This is a genomic window from Pseudomonas sp. CBS (genome assembly GCF_024734645.1).
Taxonomy (GTDB): domain Bacteria; phylum Pseudomonadota; class Gammaproteobacteria; order Pseudomonadales; family Pseudomonadaceae; genus Aquipseudomonas.
Genome location: NZ_CP102929.1, coordinates 4,330,917 through 4,351,445, shown reverse-complemented (window position 1 = coordinate 4,351,445; position 20,529 = coordinate 4,330,917). Strand labels below are relative to the sequence as shown.

Here is a 20,529-nt window from a genome sequence, read left to right as displayed (position 1 = left end):
ATGGCCGTCAAGAAACGAGGTCTCGGACGTGGACTGGATGCACTGCTGAGTGGTCCGACTGTCACGACCCTTGAAGAGCAAGCGGTGCAGGCCGACGAGCGTGAGCTGCAGCACCTGCCGCTGGACCTGATCCAGCGCGGCAAATACCAGCCGCGCCGGGACATGGACCCCCAGGCGCTGGAAGAATTGGCGAATTCGATCAAGGCCCAGGGCGTGATGCAGCCGATCGTGGTGCGCCCGATTGGTGCTGGCCGCTTTGAAATCATCGCCGGCGAACGCCGCTGGCGCGCCAGCCAACAGGCCGGCAAGGAAACCATCCCGGCGATGGTGCGTGATGTGCCGGATGAAACCGCCATCGCCATGGCGTTGATCGAGAACATCCAGCGTGAAGACCTCAATCCGATCGAGGAAGCGATCGCCCTGCAGCGTTTGCAGCAGGAATTCAAACTGACGCAGCAGGAAGTCGCGGATGCGGTGGGCAAATCCCGCGTGACCGTGTCCAACCTGTTGCGGCTGATTGCGCTGCCGGAAGTCATCAAAACCATGCTTTCCCACGGCGACCTGGAAATGGGTCATGCCCGTGCCTTGCTCGGTTTGCCGGAAAATCAACAGGTTGAAGGGGCGCGACACGTTGTCGCACGAGGCCTCACCGTTCGTCAGACCGAAGCCCTGGTTCGCCAGTGGCTCAGTGGCAAACCTGCACCGGTCGAAACCGCCAAACCTGATCCGGATATTGCACGCCTGGAGCAGCGCCTGGCCGAGCGCCTAGGCTCTGCGGTGCAAATTCGCCACGGCAAGAAAGGTAAAGGGCAATTGGTCATCGGATATAACTCATTGGATGAGCTTCAGGGCGTCCTTGCCCACATCCGTTGAAACAATTGCTTATGTAGCGCGCAGTCGGAAATCACTACCCGGCAGTTGAATAGGGGCAGAACCGCCCCTATACTCTGCGCGCATTTTGTCGGCACAAATTATGCCAAGTTATTGATTTCCGGCAGCCGACTATTGAGGAGCAAGAGTGATGGAAACCCGCACGCCAAACACGTTGCCGTTCCATCGCTTGGCCGTTTTCCCGGTTTTAGTGGCTCAATTTGTCATCTTGCTGATCGCCGCTTTGGCGCTTTGGTATTGGCATGGAGTCGTAGCGGGATACTCGGGACTCTGCGGAGGCCTGATAGCCTTGCTGCCCAATATGTATTTTGCTCACAGGGCCTTTCGGTTTTCCGGCGCCCGAGCAGCCCAAGCCATCGTCCGGTCTTTTTATGCCGGCGAAGCGGGGAAACTGATTTTGACGGCAGTGCTGTTTGCACTGACCTTTGCAGGTGTGAAGCCATTGGCGCCGCTGGCTGTATTCGGCGTCTTCGTGTTGACCCAACTGGTCAGCTGGTTCGCTCCCCTGCTAATGAAAACAAGACTTTCGAAACCTTAGGGCGTTTGAGGCAACCATGGCAGAAACAACCGCTTCGGGCTATATCCAGCACCACTTGCAGAACCTGACCTTCGGTCAGCTTCCCAACGGCGGCTGGGGCTTTGCCCACACCGCAGCAGAAGCCAAAGAAATGGGCTTCTGGGCATTCCACCTGGATACTCTGGGCTGGTCTGTCGCATTGGGTCTGATCTTCGTCCTGATTTTCCGCATGGCGGCAAAGAAGGCGACTTCCGGTCAGCCAGGTGCTTTGCAGAACTTCGTTGAAGTATTGGTCGAATTCGTCGATGGCAGCGTGAAAGACAGCTTCCATGGTCGTAGCGCGGTGATCGCACCGTTGGCACTGACCATCTTCGTCTGGGTGTTCCTGATGAACGCCGTCGACCTGATTCCGGTCGACTGGATTCCTCAGTTGGCCATGGCGATCTCCGGCGATCCGCACATTCCATTCCGTGCCGTATCGACCACTGACCCGAACGCTACCCTGGGCATGGCCCTGTCGGTGTTCGTGTTGATCATTTTCTACAGCATCAAGATCAAGGGCATCGGCGGCTTCATCGGCGAACTGACCCTGCACCCGTTCGGCAGCAAGAACATCTTCGTTCAAGCCCTGCTGATCCCGGTGAACTTCCTGCTGGAATTCGTGACCCTGATCGCCAAGCCGATTTCCCTGGCTCTGCGACTGTTCGGCAACATGTATGCCGGCGAGCTGGTGTTCATTCTGATCGCTGTGATGTTCGGCAGTGGTCTGCTCTGGCTTAGCGGCCTGGGCATTGTTCTGCAGTGGGCGTGGGCTGTGTTCCACATCCTGATCATCACCCTGCAGGCGTTTATCTTCATGATGCTGACCATCGTCTACCTGTCGATGGCGCACGAAGAGAACCATTAAGACCAGTCTCGACTAGTCTGATGTCCCTCCCGGTCAAACGGGAGGGTAGCCCTGAAGGGCTATGAAACGATTTGTTTTACCGCTTTAAAATCTAAAAAACCTAAACCATACGACGTAAAAGTCGGGAGGAAAGATGGAAACTGTAGTTGGTCTAACCGCTATCGCTGTTGCACTGTTGATCGGCCTGGGCGCCCTGGGTACTGCCATTGGTTTCGGCCTGCTGGGCGGCAAGTTCCTGGAAGGCGCAGCGCGTCAGCCAGAAATGGTTCCAATGCTGCAAGTTAAAATGTTCATCGTCGCCGGCCTGCTCGACGCCGTGACCATGATCGGTGTTGGTATCGCTCTGTTCTTCACCTTCGCGAACCCCTTCGTTGGTCAACTCGCCGGTTAATCACTCGTTTTTTCGAGTGATTGGTGTGTTGTGCAACGAACGAGCGAGGTATTGGCGTGAACATTAATGCAACCATTATTGGTCAGTCCTTAGCGTTCTTGATTTTTGTAGTTTTCTGCATGAAGTTCGTATGGCCTCCGGTCATCGCGGCTTTGCACGAACGTCAGAAGAAGATCGCAGACGGACTGGACGCTGCCGCACGAGCAGCTCGCGACCTGGAGTTGGCCCAAGATAAAGCGGGTCAACAACTGCGCGAAGCGAAAGCTCAGGCAGCTGAAATCATTGAGCAAGCCAAGAAACGCGGTAACCAGATCGTTGAAGAGGCTGTTGAAAAAGCCCGTATCGACGCTGACCGTGTGAAGGTTCAGGCTCAAGCCGAGATCGAGCAGGAACTGAACGGTGTCAAAGATGCGCTGCGTGCCCAACTGGGTGCTCTGGCCGTCGGCGGTGCTGAGAAGATCCTGGGTGCCACAATCGATCAAAACGCGCACGCGGAGCTGGTAAACAAACTGGCTGCTGAAATTTAAGCGAGGGCGATCATGGCAGAATTGACCACGTTGGCCCGACCTTACGCTAAGGCAGCCTTCGAGCACGCCCAGGCCCACCAGCAGCTGGCCTCTTGGTCAGCCATGCTCGGCCTGGCTGCAGCAGTGTCGCAAGACGACACCATGCAGCGCGTGCTCAAGGCCCCGCGACTGACGAGCGCAGACAAGGCCGCCACGTTTATTGACGTGTGCGGCGACAAGTTTGATGTAAAAGTGCAGAACTTCATCCACGTCGTTGCCGAAAACGACCGTCTCCCGCTTCTGCCGGAGATCGCCGCTCTGTTTGACCTGTACAAGGCCGAACAAGAGAAATCGGTAGACGTTGAAGTGACCAGTGCTTTTGCATTGAACCAAGAACAGCAAGACAAACTCGCCAAGGTTCTCAGTGCACGACTCGACCGGGAAGTGCGCCTGCAAGTTGCGGAGGATGCCACCCTGATTGGTGGTGTCATCATTCGCGCCGGCGACCTGGTTATCGATGGCTCGATTCGCGGCAAACTCGCGAATCTTGCCGAAGCATTGAAATCTTGAGTTTGAAGGGGCAGCAGAGCAATGCAGCAACTCAATCCTTCCGAAATAAGTGAAATTATCAAGGGCCGCATCGACAAGCTCGATGTGACCTCCCAAGCCCGTAACGAAGGCACTGTCGTCAGCGTATCTGACGGCATCGTGCGGATTCACGGTCTGGCCGACGTCATGTACGGCGAGATGATCGAGTTTCCGGGCGGCGTCTACGGTATGGCTCTCAACCTGGAGCAAGACTCTGTAGGTGCCGTTGTATTGGGCTCCTACCAGACTCTGGCTGAAGGCATGAGCGCCAAGTGCACAGGCCGCATCCTGGAAGTTCCGGTTGGTAAGGAACTGCTGGGTCGCGTTGTCGACGCACTGGGTAACCCAGTTGACGGCAAAGGTCCGCTGAACAACACCGAGACCGATGCGGTCGAGAAAGTTGCTCCAGGCGTGATCTGGCGTAAGTCGGTAGACCAGCCTGTACAGACTGGCTACAAGGCTGTCGATGCCATGATTCCTGTCGGCCGTGGCCAGCGTGAGCTGATCATCGGTGACCGTCAGATCGGTAAAACCGCTCTGGCGATCGACGCGATCATCAACCAGAAAGACAGCGGGATTTTCTGCGTCTACGTAGCCATCGGTCAGAAACAATCGACCATCGCCAACGTGGTTCGCAAGCTGGAAGAAAACGGCGCCCTGGCTAACACCATCGTCGTGGCCGCCAGTGCTTCCGAATCCGCTGCACTTCAGTTCCTGGCACCGTACTCCGGTTGCACCATGGGCGAATACTTCCGCGACCGCGGTGAAGACGCGCTGATCGTTTATGACGATCTGTCCAAGCAAGCAGTGGCTTACCGCCAGATTTCCCTGCTGCTGCGCCGTCCACCAGGCCGTGAAGCTTACCCAGGCGACGTGTTCTATCTCCACTCCCGTCTGCTGGAGCGCGCATCCCGCGTTTCGGAAGAATACGTAGAGAAGTTCACCAACGGCGCAGTGACCGGCAAAACCGGTTCCCTGACCGCACTGCCGATCATCGAAACCCAGGCTGGCGACGTTTCCGCGTTCGTTCCGACCAACGTGATTTCCATCACCGACGGTCAGATCTTCCTGGAATCGGCCATGTTCAACTCCGGGATCCGTCCTGCAGTGAACGCCGGTGTTTCGGTATCCCGTGTGGGTGGTGCCGCTCAGACCAAGATCATCAAGAAGCTCTCCGGTGGTATCCGTACCGCTCTGGCTCAGTACCGTGAACTGGCGGCATTCGCCCAGTTCGCTTCTGACCTGGACGAAGCGACCCGTAAGCAACTTGAGCATGGTCAGCGCGTTACCGAGCTGATGAAGCAGAAGCAATACGCACCAATGTCGATCGCTGACATGGCGCTGTCGCTGTATGCCGCTGAGCGTGGGTTCCTGACCGACGTTGAAATCACCAAGGTCGGCAGCTTCGAACAAGCGCTGATTGCTTACTTCAACCGCGATCACGCCGAATTGATGGCGAAGATCAACGTGAAGGGTGACTTCAATGACGACATCGACGCTGGCATCAAAGCCGGTATCGAGAAGTTCAAGGCCACCCAAACCTGGTAAGCCGCAGCGGGGGCCGCGAGGCTCCCGCTTGCTAACCTGATAGGTGTTACATGGCAGGCGCAAAAGAGATTCGCAGTAAGATTGCGAGCATCAAAAGCACGCAAAAGATCACCAGCGCCATGGAAAAAGTGGCGGTCAGCAAAATGCGCAAGGCACAAATGCGCATGGCTGCTAGCCGTCCCTACGCGGAGCGTATCCGCCAGGTTATTGGTCATCTGGCCAACGCCAACCCGGAATATCGCCACCCGTTCATGCTCGACCGTGAAGTTAAGCGCGTCGGTTATGTCGTGGTGAGCAGTGACCGTGGTTTGTGCGGTGGTTTGAATACCAACCTGTTCAAGGCCCTGGTCAAGGACATGGCGGTAAACCGCGAAAACGGCGTCGAGATCGATCTGTGTGTGGTCGGTAGCAAGGGTGCGGCCTTTTTCCGCAACTTCGGCGGTAACGTCGTTGCAGCTATCAGCCACCTGGGTGAAGAACCGTCGATCAATGATTTGATCGGCAGCGTCAAAGTGATGCTGGATGCATACCTGGAAGGCCGGATTGACCGCCTCTCCGTGGTGTCCAACAAGTTCATCAACACCATGACGCAGCAGCCTACCGTGGAGCAGTTGATTCCATTGGTGGCGACCCCGGAACAAGAACTCAAGCACCACTGGGACTACCTCTACGAACCAGACGCCAAAGAGCTGCTTGACGGCTTGATGGTGCGCTACGTGGAGTCGCAGGTGTACCAGGCGGTGGTCGAGAACAACGCGGCTGAACAAGCTGCGCGGATGATCGCGATGAAGAACGCTACCGACAACGCCGGTGATTTGATCAGCGATTTGCAGCTGATCTACAACAAGGCGCGTCAGGCTGCGATCACCCAAGAGATCTCGGAAATCGTCGGCGGCGCTGCCGCGGTTTAACGGTTCAAATATTCAGAGGATCCAGCTATGAGTAGCGGACGTATCGTTCAAATCATCGGCGCCGTTATCGACGTGGAATTCCCACGCGACAGCGTACCGAGCATCTACAACGCTTTGAAAGTCAAAAGCGATGCAGGCACCACCCTGGAAGTTCAGCAGCAGCTGGGCGACGGCGTGGTTCGTACCATTGCAATGGGTTCCACCGAAGGCTTGAAGCGCGGTCTGGAAGTCACTGACTCTGGCGCAGCCATCTCCGTACCGGTCGGTAAAGCGACCCTGGGCCGGATCATGGACGTCCTCGGTAACCCGATCGACGAAGCCGGTCCAATCGACACCGAAGAGCGCTGGGGCATTCACCGTCCTGCGCCTTCCTTCGCGGAACAAGCGGGCGGCAACGACCTGCTGGAAACCGGCATCAAGGTTATCGACCTGGTTTGCCCGTTCGCCAAGGGCGGTAAAGTCGGTCTGTTCGGTGGTGCCGGTGTAGGTAAAACCGTAAACATGATGGAACTGATCCGTAACATCGCCATCGAGCACAGCGGTTATTCCGTGTTCGCCGGTGTGGGTGAGCGTACTCGTGAGGGTAACGACTTCTACCACGAGATGAAGGATTCCAACGTTCTGGACAAAGTGGCACTGGTTTACGGTCAGATGAACGAGCCGCCGGGTAACCGTCTGCGCGTAGCACTGACCGGCCTGACCATGGCCGAGAAGTTCCGTGACGAAGGTAACGACGTTCTGCTGTTCGTCGACAACATCTATCGTTACACCCTGGCCGGTACTGAAGTATCCGCACTGCTGGGCCGTATGCCTTCCGCAGTAGGTTACCAGCCGACCCTGGCCGAAGAGATGGGTACTCTGCAAGAGCGTATCACTTCGACCAAAAACGGTTCGATCACCTCGATCCAAGCGGTATACGTACCTGCGGATGACTTGACTGACCCGTCGCCAGCGACCACGTTCGCCCACTTGGACGCCACCGTCGTACTGTCCCGTGACATCGCCTCCCTGGGTATCTACCCGGCGGTCGATCCACTGGATTCGACTTCGCGCCAGCTGGACCCGAACGTCATCGGCCAGGAACACTACGACACCGCTCGCGGCGTCCAGTACGTTCTGCAGCGTTACAAAGAACTGAAGGACATCATTGCGATCCTGGGTATGGACGAGCTGTCGGAAACCGACAAGCAGTTGGTATCCCGCGCTCGTAAGATCCAGCGCTTCTTGTCGCAGCCGTTCTTCGTGGCTGAAGTCTTCACCGGTGCCTCGGGTAAATACGTTTCCCTGAAAGACACCATTGCTGGCTTCAAAGGCATCCTCAACGGTGACTACGACCACCTGCCAGAACAAGCGTTCTACATGGTCGGCGGCATCGAAGAAGCGATCGAGAAAGCCAAGAAACTGTAATTCCGGCGCCCGGCAACGGGCGCTAATCAGGTTGAGGCAAGCAGATGGCTATGACATTCCATTGCGATATCGTCAGCGCGGAAGGGGAAATCTTCTCCGGCCAGGTTGAGATGGTGATTGCGCACGGCGAGCTGGGTGACCTTGGTATTGCCATGGGTCACGCACCGTTGATCACCAGCTTGAAGCCAGGTCCGATCACTCTGACCAAGCTAGGCGGGGAAAAGGAGGTGTTTTACATCTCTGGCGGTTTCCTCGAGGTTCAGCCGAACATGGTCAAGGTACTTGCCGACACCGTGCAACGTGCTGCTGACCTGGATGAAGCCTCCGCTCAGGAAGCCGTCAAGGCTGCCGAGAAGGCCCTGAACGAAAAAGGCGCAGATTTCGACTACGGTTCTGCTGCTGCACGTCTGGCCGAGGCCGCAGCTCAGCTGCGCACCGTCCAGCAGATCCGCAAGAAGTTTGGCGGCTAAGCCGTCAAACCTCATGCGTGATTGATTAAAAAGGGTAGCCTCGGCTACCCTTTTTCTTTTTTTGCAAAACACTTCTTTGGTCTGAAGTCTGACCGCCCAGGATTGGTAGCCATTCATGTCTCTCGAAATCGTAATTCTTGCCGCAGGCCAGGGCACCCGCATGCGTTCGGCCCTGCCCAAGGTGCTGCACCCGGTTGCCGGCAATTCCATGCTTGGCCATGTTATCCACAGCGCCCGGCAGCTGGATCCGCAGCGCATTCATGTTGTGATCGGCCACGGTGCTGATGTGGTGCGCGAGCGGTTGGCGGCGGATGACCTGAATTTCGTATTGCAGGACAAGCAATTGGGCACCGGCCATGCCACTGCGCAAGCCGTTCCGTTCATCAAGGCCGACACCGTGCTGATCCTCTACGGTGACGTGCCGTTGATCGAAGTGGAAACCTTGCAGCGCCTGCTCAAACACGTCGTGCCAGGCCAGATGGGCCTGCTCACCGTCGAGCTGGACGACCCGACCGGCTACGGCCGCATCGTACGCAACGCTGACGGCAAGGTCGCTGCCATCGTCGAACATAAAGACGCCAGTGAAGCCCAGCGCGCCATCACCGAAGGCAACACCGGCATCCTTGCGGTTCCGGCCGATCGCCTGGCTGACTGGATGAGCCGTCTGTCCAACAACAACGCCCAAGGCGAGTACTACCTGACCGACGTCATCGAGATGGCCGTCAGTGATGGCCTGGTGGTCGCCACCGAACAGCCCCACGACCCAATGGAAGTGCAGGGCGCCAACGACCGCAAGCAACTGGCGGAGCTGGAGCGTCACTATCAACTGCGTGAAGGGCGTCGCCTGATGGCGCTGGGCGTGACGCTGCGCGATCCGGCACGTTTCGATGTGCGAGGTGATGTCACCGTAGGCCGCGACGTGCTGATCGATATCAACGTGATCCTCGAAGGCCGCGTGGTCATTGAAGACGACGTGGTGATTGGCCCGAATTGTGTGATCAAGGACAGCACCCTGCGCAAAGGCGTGGTGATCAAGGCCAACAGTCATATTGATGGTGCGGAGATGGGCGAGGGCAGTGATGCTGGTCCGTTCGCGCGTTTGCGTCCGGGTAGCGTGCTGGGCACTAAAGCTCATGTGGGTAATTTCGTTGAGCTGAAAAACGCACGGCTGGCCGATGAGGCGAAAGTGGGTCACCTGACCTACCTGGGTGACGCTGTGATCGGTGCTCGCACCAACATCGGCGCCGGTACCATCACCTGCAACTACGACGGCGCCAACAAACACCAGACCACCATCGGTGAAGACGTGTTTATCGGCTCCAACAACTCCCTTGTAGCACCTGTGAAGATTAACGACGGCGCCACCACTGCCGCCGGCTCGACAATCAATCTGACTGTGGATAAGTTGCAGCTCGGTGTAGCCCGCGCCCGCCAGCGCAACATCGACGGCTGGAAGCGCCCGGTCAAAATCAAGAAGACCTGAGTTATCCACAACCCTGAAACACTGTGGTACTCATGTGGGAGCGGGCTTGCTCGCGAAGGCGGTCTTTCGGTTGCACATGCGCTGACTGACACACCGCTTTCGCGAGCCAGCCCGCTCCTACATTTTTATCTGTGTTTATTCAAAAAACTCAGTCGCATGCTTGACCATTTTGAGTGAATAGGTTTTGATTGCCTTCGTTATCTTTCGAAACGAAACTTATTACCACCATGTCGAAACGAAATACACCCCAACGTCGCCACAACATCCTTGCCATGCTCACCGAGCAAGGCGAAGTCAGCGTGGACGAATTGGCCAAACGTTTCGAAACTTCGGAAGTGACCATCCGCAAGGATCTGGCTGCCCTTGAAAGTAACGGCCTGTTGCTGCGTCGCTACGGCGGCGCCATCACCATGCCCCAGGAACTGGTCGGTGACCCGGCCCAGCCCATCTCGGCCTACAAGCGCGCCATCGCCCGTGCGGCCGTCAGACGCTTGCGGGAACACGCACGCATCATCATCGACAGCGGCAGCACCACCGCCGCCATGATCCCCGAACTGGGCCATCAGCCCGGCCTGGTGGTGATGACCAACTCCCTGCATGTGGCCAGCGCCTTGAGCGAACTGGAACACGAGCCGGTGTTATTGATGACCGGCGGCACCTGGGACCCGCATTCGGACTCGTTCCAGGGCCAGGTCGCCGAACAAGTACTGCGTTCCTACGATTTCGACCAGCTCTTCATTGGTGCCGATGGCATCGACCTGGAGCGCGGCACCACCACCTTCAACGAATTGTTGGGCCTGAGCCGCGTCATGGCCGAGGTCGCCCGCGAAGTGGTGGTGATGGTCGAGTCCGACAAGATCGGCCGCAAAATCCCCAACCTGGAACTGCCCTGGGGCAGCGTCCATACCCTTATTACCGATGATCGCCTGCCGCTTGAGGCCCGCGACCAGATTCAAGCCCGCGGCATCACGCTGATTTGCGCGGCAGTCATCTAGGAGAGAAACCATGTGTGGAATTGTTGGCGCAGTCGCTGAACGAAACGTCACCGCCATTTTGCTCGAAGGCCTCAAACGCCTGGAATACCGTGGCTACGACAGCGCCGGTGTGGCGCTTTTCACCAACGCCGGCAAGCTTGAGCGCATGCGTCGCCCGGGCAAGGTCAGCGAACTGGAACAGGCACTGGCCGGTGAGCCGCTGGTAGGCCGCCTGGGCATCGCCCACACCCGCTGGGCCACCCACGGTGCGCCCTGCGAACGCAACGCTCACCCGCACTTCTCCGGTGATCTGGCGGTTGTGCACAACGGCATTATCGAAAACCACGAAGTGCTGCGTGAGCAGCTGAAAGGCCAGGGTTATGTCTTCACCTCGGACACCGACACCGAGGTCATCGCCCACCTGCTGAACCATAAGCTCAAGGATATCGGCGACCTGACCAACGCCCTCAAGGCCACCGTCAAGGAACTGCACGGCGCCTATGGCCTGGCCGTGATCAGCGCCAGCCAGCCCGACCGCCTGGTCGCCGCCCGCAGTGGCAGCCCGTTGGTGATCGGCCTGGGCCTGGGCGAGAACTTCCTCGCCTCCGACCAACTGGCCCTGCGCCAGGTGACCGACCGCTTCATGTACCTGGAAGAAGGCGACATCGCCGAGATCCGCCGTGAAAGCGTGTCCATCTGGGACGTCAACGGCCAGTCCGTGGAACGTGAAGCCGTGCAGTACCGCGACGGTGCTGAAGCCGCCGACAAGGGCGAGTTCCGCCACTTCATGCTCAAGGAAATCCACGAGCAACCGGCCGTGGTGCAACGCACCCTGGAAGGTCGCCTGAGCCAGAACCAAGTGCTCGTACAAGCCTTCGGCCCGCAAGCCGCCGAGCTGTTCGCCAAAGTGCGCAACGTACAGATCGTCGCTTGCGGCACCAGCTACCACGCCGGCATGGTTGCCCGTTACTGGCTGGAAGAACTGGCCGGCATCCCGTGCCAGGTCGAAGTTGCCAGCGAATTCCGCTACCGCAAGGTGGTGGTGCAGCCCGACACCCTGTTCGTGACCATCTCCCAGTCCGGCGAAACTGCCGACACCCTGGCGGCCCTGCGCAACGCCAAGGAACTGGGTTTCCTTGGCAGCCTGGCGATCTGCAACGTCGGCATCAGCTCCCTGGTGCGCGAATCCGACCTGACCTTGCTGACCCAGGCCGGTCGCGAAATCGGCGTGGCCTCCACCAAAGCGTTTACTACCCAGTTGGTCGGTCTGTTGCTGCTGACCCTGTCCCTGGGCCAGGTTCGCGGCACGCTGGGCGAAGGCGTCGAGGCGCACCTGGTCGAAGAACTGCGCCGCCTGCCGGCCCGCCTGGGCGAAGCACTGGCCATGGACAGCACTGTGGAGAAAGTCGCCGAGCTGTTCGCCGACAAGCACCACACCCTGTTCCTCGGCCGTGGCGCGCAATACCCGGTGGCGATGGAAGGTTCGCTCAAGCTCAAGGAAATCTCCTACATCCACGCCGAAGCCTACCCGGCCGGTGAGCTCAAGCACGGCCCGCTCGCCCTGGTGGATGACGACATGCCAGTGGTAACCGTCGCACCGAACAACGAACTGCTGGAGAAGCTCAAATCCAACCTGCAGGAAGTGCGCGCCCGTGGCGGCCAATTGATCGTGTTCGCCGATGAGAAGGCCGGCATGACCAATGGCGAAGGCACCCACGTCATCAACATGCCGCACATTCACGACACCCTGTCGCCGATCCTCTACACCATCCCGCTGCAGTTGCTGTCGTACTACGTCGCCGTGCTGAAGGGCACTGACGTTGACCAGCCGCGCAACCTGGCGAAGTCGGTGACGGTGGAATAAGCCTCACCCCAACCATGGTTTTTTGAGACAAAACCGTCGCAGGTGCCGCTTGATCTCGGGCGGCGCCTCACGTGACACAGCTGGAATCAGAGCTGGCTCGTTCAACGAGTGATCTATGAATCACGCGACGTGAGGCGCGAAGCATGACGTCGAGGCGCTTGCTCGGGGGATTCAGCCTGAGTTACGCGGCTGGCTATCGCTCAAAGCGACGTCTTAAAACTAGACTTTTTTATGTGGTTTATTCGCGTTGATTATTGTTGAGTCGTGCGCAATGGCTTTGCTGGATTACCAAATACTGTTGTGTAAGGTGCCACGCTTTTCGTAACAACGGATCCCATCCCAACAACGGCGCCCTCACCAATCACGATGGGTCTGTCGGGAGAGCCGTGACGAATAATCGCGCCAGTCCCAATGTAGGCATGATCTTCGATTACAACGCGTCCATTGCAATGCACGTTAGGGGCGAACGTCACGAAGTTACCAATCACACAGTCGTGGGCAACATACGAATAAATGTTCGCGTGAAAAAAATCACCGATTTTTGCATTCGCAGTGATAGTGGTAAATGGGCAGAGGATCGCGCCTTGACCAATAGTATTGTTGCTTAAATTCAGGGCATTCAGAGCTGAAATAGTGAAGGGAGTTATGCCCGCCGAAATAAGGCGTTCGGAGATTTCCTGCCTCGGTTTACTATCCGCGATAGCGATGTTGAAAAACTTATCCCCCTCCATGCTTAAGAAAGACTCGCTACTCACCACATCATAGCCATTCACGGTCTTTTCTTTCGAATTATCGACCACGAAAATAATTTTGAAGTTATCTTGATTTATCACGCTCTGCATTGTGTTGACCAGCGGTGCAACCTCACGCCCAAAACCGCCTGCGCCTACAATTGCGTAAATTTTCATCTCAGCTCCTGAGAGTTCTTATGAATCATTCCTGGTCTGAGCGACTCTACAGCCGAAAGTTGCCAGTGTCTGGAGTGGTCTAGTGCACTGTTCTCGAAATAACTTACTTATAATTTCCGGATTAAAGCGTCTCCAGCATTCGTTGAGTTTTTCTCAACATCCCTTCTCGCTTTGCGCTCCAAACATATTGGGTTGGCTGAGTATTGCGTAACCCCCTGGATGTTGCAATTGCGCTTTCCAGCGCAAGCACGGGACGAAGTTGCCGTCGCGCAGGCACACCGTGATGCGTCGAAATAAGCGCTCCACATCCAGGAACGGGATGTCGGGGGAATTGAATAGGGAAGCATGAATGCTCTGCCTGCCTGATGTTCACCGCCCCATAGCACATACCGTAGCTTGATTGTCGGGCTGGAGAAGCACGTCCAGCCGCGGAATGTTGTCCCGGGGTTCGCCTTCGGCATCCAGCAGGGTAATGCGCGTTGCCGGCGGTCTCGCTGAAGGATGGCGGCAGCTGAATGGATCAACAGTCCCATGTCAAATAATGCAGTTCTGTGTAAGGGCCCATTAGCCCGTCAGCGGTAGGGTAGTTAGAAGTTGGCGCGATTTCTGCTTAAGCCCTCTTTGGATAATACGGGACGACATTTCATTGACGGCAGTGTGTACCATGAAAAACATCATCAAGTTGTTAGTTCCTGAGGTGCCTAAAGTCGAGCAGATCCTCACTTACTGGCAGCAAATCGATGAAAACCAGTGGTACACCAACTTCGGCCCGCTTGTAATCGAGCTCGAACGCCGGCTGTCGCTCTCATTTAGTCGGGAGCCAACGCAGGTACACATCGTATCTATGGCGAATGGTACCTGTGCGCTGCAAATAGCTTTGGAAGCTTTGAAGCTACGCCGCGGGGCGCGCGTACTGGTGCCCGGATTGACATTCGTCGCCACGGCAACAGCGATCATCAGGGCAGGGCTCACTCCCTTGATCAGCGACGTAAACTCCGAAAGCTGGTTGCTGACGCCTGCTATCGCACGCGCAGCACTCGCTGAAATGCCATTCGACGCAGTGATGCCAGTATCCACTTACGGCTGCCCCCAGGATGTCGCAGGCTGGGACCTGTTCAGTGCCGAAACCGGCATCCCTGTGGTTATCGACGCCGCAGGTGCCTGGGGTAACCAGAAGATCGGCCTGACCACCAAAGTCGCCTTCAGCCTGCACGCCACTAAGGCCCTCGGTGGTGGAGAAGGGGGGTTCGTCGCTTCGCGGAACCATGCCTATGCCCAGAGCATGCGTACGTTGAGTAACTTCGGTATCGATGCACACAGCGGCGGGCTGGTGTTCGAGGCGGGTGAGAACGGCAAGATGAGCGAATATCACGCCGCCGTTGCACTGGCTGCCCTGGACAACTGGCCAACCACTGCTGAAGCACGACGCAACCTGCATCAACACTACACCGAGCAGCTTCTGGAAAAAATTCCCGCGCTGAAACTTCAGGTCAAACCCATGGATGGCGTTTACAGCTTGATGCTGGTGCTACTGCCCCCGGGATTCCGGGCTGTTGATATTCAACTGCGGCTGCTGGGCAAAGACATCGAAACCCGCCGCTGGTACTGCCCGCCCCTGCAAGACCACCCGGCCTTTCAGGCGTTCGCGAAGTGCCCGCTGCCAATGGTTGACCTCCTGGCTGAACGTCTGTTGGGTTTGCCATTCCATCTTTCATTGAACGATGCAAGCATCCGAAGAGTTATCGATTGCCTGGCTGAGTTGCTTGCTGAAAAGCAGGTGAGTTGATGACCGTTATGCCTTGTGAAAAGCCTCTGGTCGTCATAGTCACTGGCGCCAATATGGCAAATCATCAGCTCATGGAATTACTTCGCTCAGGTATACGCCAATGACCCAAGAACAATTACTGGCACCGTGTATTCGATCAGGCCGTACCTGCAACCGCCCAGGCAGTGAAAGCGGCTTAAGCGAGTTCTACCTTCGTCCCTTATGCAAATTGGTATGAGCATGACAAACCCCCTCTTGGCTGAGCGCTTGCCGCTTGTCACCATTGCGATACCGGCTTACAACCCGCGCTTCTTCGAAGCCGCGCTGAACAGTGCGCTCAACCAGTGTTACGCGAATATCGAAATCGTGATCAACGATGACTGTCGCGGCGATGGTATTCGTTTGATCACCGAACGTCTTGCTGCACACACCACGGTGCCGATCCGTTACCTGCGAAACGAACAGCAATTGGGCGGCCTGCTTAACCTCACCCGTGGGCTGGAAGAAGCCAGGGGCGAGTACATCAAGTTTCTCAACGACGATGACGTATTACTGACAGATTGTGTAACGCGCATGGCCGCGGTGCTGGATGCTCGCGCGGACATCTCGCTGGTCACCTCGCGGCGCCGTTTGATCGATGCCCAAGGTGAGACGCTGCCAGACATCCTCGAGACGTCTGAAGTATTTGGCGAAGATGTCTGCCTCCATGGTGCAGACCTTATTTCACTGCTCTGTGACTGGCCCGTTAACTTCATCGGCGAACCCACCACCGTCATGTTTCGACGGGCTCAGTTGGTAGACAAAGTTCCGAATATTTGCGCCCTTGGAGGCGTGCTCGTTGATGCTATCAACGACCTGTCGTTGTATGTGAACTTACTTCAACGCGGCCACTTAGCGTTTCTAAGTGAGCCTCTGTCGCTCTTTCGCCATCACGCCGAACAGCGCCAGAAACAGCCAGACATGCCAGCGTTGTTCGCAGAGGGTCATGCAAGATTTATCAATCAGATACATGCCCTGGGACTGTATAACCCACAGCCGTTAAAGCAAGTGCGCCGTGCGCCGTTGTCAGCCGATCAGGCCTTTCAACTGTTTCGTTTGCGAGAGGCTTACCTGGCGCCTGATACCCAGAACCTCTATACCTCCAGCAGCATTACCCCCTTCGCCGAGCAGTGCGAAGTCCTTTTCTCAAGTCAGCCTTCGCTTGAAGACGGCAAGCCGCCAATCGGTGTCGTCATCCATGCGTATTACCCGGGTGTGCTGCAAGAAATTTTGCTCCGGCTGATTAAATTGAATGAGCACCTGCACCTTTACGTAACCTGCGTGGGAGGTGCTGATAAAGAGGTGCGCGACCTGCTGGCAGCGAGCGGGCTGAGCTATTCGTTGTATCGGGTACCCAATCACGGCAGGGATATTTTGCCGTTCCTGCGAGTGTTGCCGTTTTTACGTGCAGACAACATCCACACGCTGATCAAACTCCACACCAAGCGCTCGCTGCACATGGGGGTGGAAGACTCCTGGGCCCAAGACCTGTTCGATGATCTGCTAAACCCGGCGCGCTTCAGCCAATCGGTGGAATACCTGGCTGATCCCATGCACCACCCGCTGATCGGCACTGAGGCGTTTCGGCAGCCCGTAACCCAAAACCTCAATGGACAAAACCGCTCTCACCTACTTTTCCTGGCTAAGCGTGCCGGCATTGATCCACAACGAATGGACCAGGCCGATTTTTTTGGCGGTACGATGTTCTTTGTGCGTACCGAGGTGCTGGCGCACTTAGAACAGATGGAATTGACCGACAAAGATTTTGAGCCTGAATGCGGCCAGTTGGACGGCACCATGGCCCACGCCGTGGAACGGTTTTTCGGCGTGCTGGCAAATATTGGTAAAGAGCAACGCGAGTCCAATCTGTATCGTCGCTGGCTGGATACCCGGCAACTGTCTGCGGCTGAGTTCGAAGGTTTACCCGCACGGCTTGCGAATTGGCCGCAGCACCCAAACATTCTGGTGGTATTGACTGATACCACAGGTGACATTGCGCAGTTACGTTCCAGCTTGGAAAGCATTGATCGCCAGCTTTACGGCGCGGCAGCCATTGCGGTGCTTTCTAACGTCGAGCCTGTAGGGGTAGCAGCTTCCGACAACCTGGTGTGGTTGCCGCTCGCTGAATGCTGGCCAAGTCAGCTGAATGAGCTGCTGCATGAGATCGATGTCGACTGGTGCTATTTGCTTCGGGGAGGAGACCAACTCGACCCCCACGCTCTGCTGCTACTCGCGGAGGGTATAGCCCTGAACCCTGGTATCAGCGTTTGCTACAGCGATGAAGACACGCTTACCGCAAATGGTTGCCAAGACCCGATATTCAAGCCGGACCTGAACCTGGACTTGTTGCGCAGTTATCCGTATGTCGGCCGAGCGTTGGCCTTCAACCGAGCGGTCGCGCTGGGTGTCCATGGTTTCGATCTCGCTTTCGCCGAACTGGCACCCCACGACCTGCTTTATCGGTTGATTGAGGTTAATGGACTGGGCACTGTCGGACACATCAGTGAAGTGCTGGTGCATCATGCAATCAACCTGGGCCAGTGGCTGGTCGAACCCCAGGTCGTTAAGTACTCCGCGGCTATAGTCGAGGCGCACCTGCAGCGCCTGGGCGTCGCTCATGAGTTGCGCCCGGGACCTTTACCGATGGTCAACCGGGTGGTTTACCAGCACACCTCGCAGCCGTTGGTGTCCATAGTGATTCCCACTAAAGACCAACTGCCGATGCTGATGCGTTGCGTCGAAAGCGTGATGGAAAAAACCCTTTACACGAACTTCGAACTCATAATCGTCGACAACAACAGTGAAACGGTTGAAGCAAAAAATTGGTTCGCGGGTATGGAGCGTCTGAACAGCGAAAAGGTGCGCATCTTGCGTTATCCCCACGCGTTCAACTATTCGGCGATCAATAATTTTGCCGTCAGACACGCCCGTGGTGATTACCTTGTGTTGCTCAACAATGACACTGCCGTCATTGATGGGGAGTGGCTGGGTTCGCTGCTCCATCACGCTCAGCGGCCAGAAGTCGGGATAGTCGGCGCCAAATTGCTGTTCCTCGACGGGACTATTCAGCATGGAGGTGTGGTGCTCGGCTTACGTGGCTTGGCAGACCACGCATTCATCGGCGCTCCAATGCAGTCCAATGGCTACCTGCACCGTCTCCAGGTTGACCAGAATTACAGCGCCGTGACGGCTGCGTGTCTGATGATCCGCACCGAGCTGTACCGCCAGGTGGGCGGGATGGACGAGATCAACCTGGGGGTTTCTTATAACGATGTCGATCTGTGCCTGAAAGTCGGCCAGGCCGGGCAACTGATCGTTTGGACGCCTTATGCGGTGCTCATGCACGAAGCTAACGTCAGCCAGAATAAGGTCGACAAGACGAAGTTAAAAGCCAAGCAAGAGCGTTTCAAGCGCGAGCAATCGGTGATGTACAAGAATTGGCTGCCCCGGCTCGCCAGTGACCCTGCCTACAACCCCAACCTGACCTTGGAAGGCGGCGGCTTTGGCTACGAGTGCCGTAGCGAGGTCGCCTGGGAACCGCTGGCCGGTCGCTCTTTGCCTTACGCGCTGTGCTGTCCCGCCGACGCTTTCGGCAGCGGAAACTATCGGGTTCGCCAGCCCTTCGCAGCCCTTGAAGCCGCACGCCTGATAGAGGGCACGATAAGCGATGGCCTGCTTCATCCCGTGGAGCTGCATCGCTTGGCGCCAGACACGATCATTTTCCAACGGCAATGTACGACGCCTCAGCTGGAAACCATCCAGAACACCAAGGCATTCTCCAGGGCCTTCAAGGTTTACGAGCTGGATGACTATATTCTTAAGATACCCAACAGCAATCCAAGCCGAGAACTGTTTCCCAAGGATATCGCCAAGCGCCTGAAGAAAGCGGTCGGTATGTGCGACCGGCTGGTGGTGTCGACCCAGCCACTGGCCAGTGCGTTGAAGGGTTTTAACGCGGACATTCGTGTCGTAGAGAATCGCCTGCCAAGTCAGTGGTGGAGCGGGCTGATGAGCTACCGCCAACAAGGCCGGAAACCTCGGGTCGGTTGGGCGGGCGGGTCGAGCCACGGCGGTGACTTGCAAGTGATCGCCGATGTCGTTCGTGAACTGGCTGGCGAAGTGGAATGGGTATTTATGGGCATGTGCCCACCTGAGCTTCGTCCGTATGTCCATGAGTTCCATAAGGGCGTCAATATCGAGAAATATCCCGCACGGCTGGCCGACTTGAATCTGGACCTGGCGTTGGCGCCGTTGGAAGACAATTTTTTCAACGCCTGTAAAAGCAACTTACGGTTGTTGGAATATGGCGCCTGCGGCTTCCCCGTAATCTGCTCGGACATCCTTTGTTATCGTGGTGACCTGCCAGTGACTCGGGTCCAGAACACGTCAAAAGAGTGGATTGCCGCTATCCGCGAACATCTTGCTGAACCACGCGCCAGTGCCGTTGCCGGAGATGCTCTGCGCAGCGCTGTAGTCGATAAATGGATGCTCCGGGATGAACACTTGGTTGCCTGGCGAAACGCATGGTTTGGGGATTGACTGATTCGCTTGTTATTTCAACGTCTTATCAATTCTGGAAGTCTTTTTCAGAGCTTCCCTCGTAATCATTGGAAGTAAGCAGAGAAAACCATGATCACTATTCAAGCGCTTAACGAATTTACCAGCGACCCGGAATTGACTGACAACATCACGCAGATCTGGGAGTTTATCGGCCAGCATTTCGAGCAGGCGCAAGACAGCTTGCCGGCTGAGCTCGCAATGGAGCGTCGCGAGTTGTCGTTCCATGATCAAGTACGTCTATTGGGCTACCTTACCTTTCTGATTGCCGAGCTGCCGGGTGATGTGGTGGAAATTGGCGTGTGGAAGGGCAAATCGTTGATGCTGATGAACGAGGTATGCAACCACGAGCGTCGTATCATTGGTATTGACCCGTTCGAATTGCCAAACCAGTTCGAAGAGTTCAGTTACTACAAGGACCTGATGTTGCCTAATGCGCAGGTGATCCGTGGCTTTTCGGAACTGAGTGCTGAACGTTTCTACAACCTCGCGCCCAACGTTGCGCTGTTGCATATCGATGGTGGCCACACCCGTCGCAACGTGGTGCTGGACTTCTTGCTGTATTCGCCAAGCGTCGTCTCGGGCGGCTTCATCGTATTGGACGACTACCGCGACTTTGAGCATTCGCCAGAGGTGGGTCCGACTGTCGACCTGCTGAGAGCAACCGGGTTCTTTCAAGGTTTCAACGTGCTGGGCAGTGTGCATGGCTTCGAGAACAGTTACGTGCTGCAACGAATGTAGGCTTTGATGGGAAGTGAACGGGTCTGACGGTTGCTGCAGGTAGCTCTTACCGTTTCTGTGGA

Annotated in this window: 17 protein-coding genes; 16 read left to right on the top strand and 1 reads right to left on the bottom strand. The window is 56.7% G+C overall.

Features of this window, described 5'->3' with window-relative positions:
• The 13 genes from NVB75_RS19995 (at position 1) to glmS (ending at position 12,457) form a co-directional block, all read left to right on the top strand.
• Positions 1-873 carry a ParB/RepB/Spo0J family partition protein gene (locus NVB75_RS19995; protein WP_003213558.1) on the top strand — a complete coding sequence of 291 codons (873 nt, stop codon included), beginning with the start codon at positions 1-3 and terminating at the stop codon, positions 871-873.
• Between the two features lie 148 nt (positions 874-1,021).
• A complete protein-coding gene (locus NVB75_RS19990; protein ID WP_181077562.1) occupies positions 1,022-1,429 on the top strand; it encodes a F0F1 ATP synthase subunit I in 408 nt (135 codons plus the stop codon).
• A 16-nt stretch (positions 1,430-1,445) separates the two neighbouring features.
• Entirely contained in the window at positions 1,446-2,315 is an 870-nt protein-coding gene (gene atpB, locus NVB75_RS19985) for a F0F1 ATP synthase subunit A (protein WP_017477891.1), read from the top strand.
• Between the two features lie 133 nt (positions 2,316-2,448).
• Positions 2,449-2,706: a F0F1 ATP synthase subunit C gene (atpE, locus tag NVB75_RS19980; RefSeq protein ID WP_002555987.1), complete on the top strand. Its 258-nt coding sequence runs from the start codon at positions 2,449-2,451 to the stop codon at positions 2,704-2,706.
• 56 nt (positions 2,707-2,762) lie between these two features.
• Positions 2,763-3,233 carry a F0F1 ATP synthase subunit B gene (locus NVB75_RS19975; RefSeq protein ID WP_008439543.1) on the top strand — a complete coding sequence of 157 codons (471 nt, stop codon included), beginning with the start codon at positions 2,763-2,765 and terminating at the stop codon, positions 3,231-3,233.
• A gap of 12 nt (positions 3,234-3,245) precedes the next feature.
• Positions 3,246-3,782, top strand: coding sequence for a F0F1 ATP synthase subunit delta (locus NVB75_RS19970; RefSeq protein ID WP_003213551.1), 537 nt, complete (start codon positions 3,246-3,248; stop codon positions 3,780-3,782).
• A gap of 21 nt (positions 3,783-3,803) precedes the next feature.
• Positions 3,804-5,348, top strand: a complete 1,545-nt coding sequence (atpA, locus tag NVB75_RS19965; RefSeq protein WP_003213549.1) for a F0F1 ATP synthase subunit alpha — start codon at positions 3,804-3,806, stop codon at positions 5,346-5,348.
• Between the two features lie 50 nt (positions 5,349-5,398).
• Positions 5,399-6,259, top strand: a complete 861-nt coding sequence (gene atpG / locus NVB75_RS19960) for a F0F1 ATP synthase subunit gamma (protein WP_076013260.1) — start codon at positions 5,399-5,401, stop codon at positions 6,257-6,259.
• A 27-nt stretch (positions 6,260-6,286) separates the two neighbouring features.
• Positions 6,287-7,666, top strand: coding sequence for a F0F1 ATP synthase subunit beta (gene atpD, locus NVB75_RS19955; RefSeq protein ID WP_003213545.1), 1,380 nt, complete (start codon positions 6,287-6,289; stop codon positions 7,664-7,666).
• Positions 7,667-7,710: 44 nt separating this feature from the next.
• Positions 7,711-8,136: a F0F1 ATP synthase subunit epsilon gene (locus NVB75_RS19950; RefSeq protein ID WP_258342946.1), complete on the top strand. Its 426-nt coding sequence runs from the start codon at positions 7,711-7,713 to the stop codon at positions 8,134-8,136.
• 115 nt (positions 8,137-8,251) lie between these two features.
• Complete coding sequence (gene glmU / locus NVB75_RS19945; protein ID WP_258342945.1) at positions 8,252-9,619, top strand: bifunctional UDP-N-acetylglucosamine diphosphorylase/glucosamine-1-phosphate N-acetyltransferase GlmU; 1,368 nt, start codon at positions 8,252-8,254, stop codon at positions 9,617-9,619.
• Positions 9,620-9,846: 227 nt separating this feature from the next.
• Positions 9,847-10,614: a DeoR/GlpR family DNA-binding transcription regulator gene (locus NVB75_RS19940; RefSeq protein WP_258342944.1), complete on the top strand. Its 768-nt coding sequence runs from the start codon at positions 9,847-9,849 to the stop codon at positions 10,612-10,614.
• A gap of 10 nt (positions 10,615-10,624) precedes the next feature.
• Positions 10,625-12,457, top strand: coding sequence for a glutamine--fructose-6-phosphate transaminase (isomerizing) (gene glmS / locus NVB75_RS19935; RefSeq protein ID WP_008439539.1), 1,833 nt, complete (start codon positions 10,625-10,627; stop codon positions 12,455-12,457).
• Between the two features lie 251 nt (positions 12,458-12,708).
• Here the strand turns inward: glmS and NVB75_RS19930 are convergent, their stop codons facing one another.
• Entirely contained in the window at positions 12,709-13,365 is a 657-nt protein-coding gene (locus NVB75_RS19930) for an acetyltransferase (RefSeq protein WP_258342943.1), read from the bottom strand.
• A 664-nt stretch (positions 13,366-14,029) separates the two neighbouring features.
• Here NVB75_RS19930 and NVB75_RS19925 point away from each other — a divergent pair.
• The 3 genes from NVB75_RS19925 to NVB75_RS19915 all read left to right on the top strand — a co-directional run bounded on the left by NVB75_RS19925 (position 14,030) and on the right by NVB75_RS19915 (position 20,467).
• Positions 14,030-15,151, top strand: a complete 1,122-nt coding sequence (locus tag NVB75_RS19925) for a DegT/DnrJ/EryC1/StrS aminotransferase family protein (protein ID WP_258342942.1) — start codon at positions 14,030-14,032, stop codon at positions 15,149-15,151.
• Positions 15,152-15,364: 213 nt separating this feature from the next.
• Positions 15,365-19,708, top strand: coding sequence for a glycosyltransferase (locus NVB75_RS19920; RefSeq protein WP_258342941.1), 4,344 nt, complete (start codon positions 15,365-15,367; stop codon positions 19,706-19,708).
• Positions 19,709-19,798: 90 nt separating this feature from the next.
• Positions 19,799-20,467 carry a class I SAM-dependent methyltransferase gene (locus tag NVB75_RS19915; protein WP_017477883.1) on the top strand — a complete coding sequence of 223 codons (669 nt, stop codon included), beginning with the start codon at positions 19,799-19,801 and terminating at the stop codon, positions 20,465-20,467.
• The last annotated feature ends 62 nt before the right edge of the window (positions 20,468-20,529 follow it).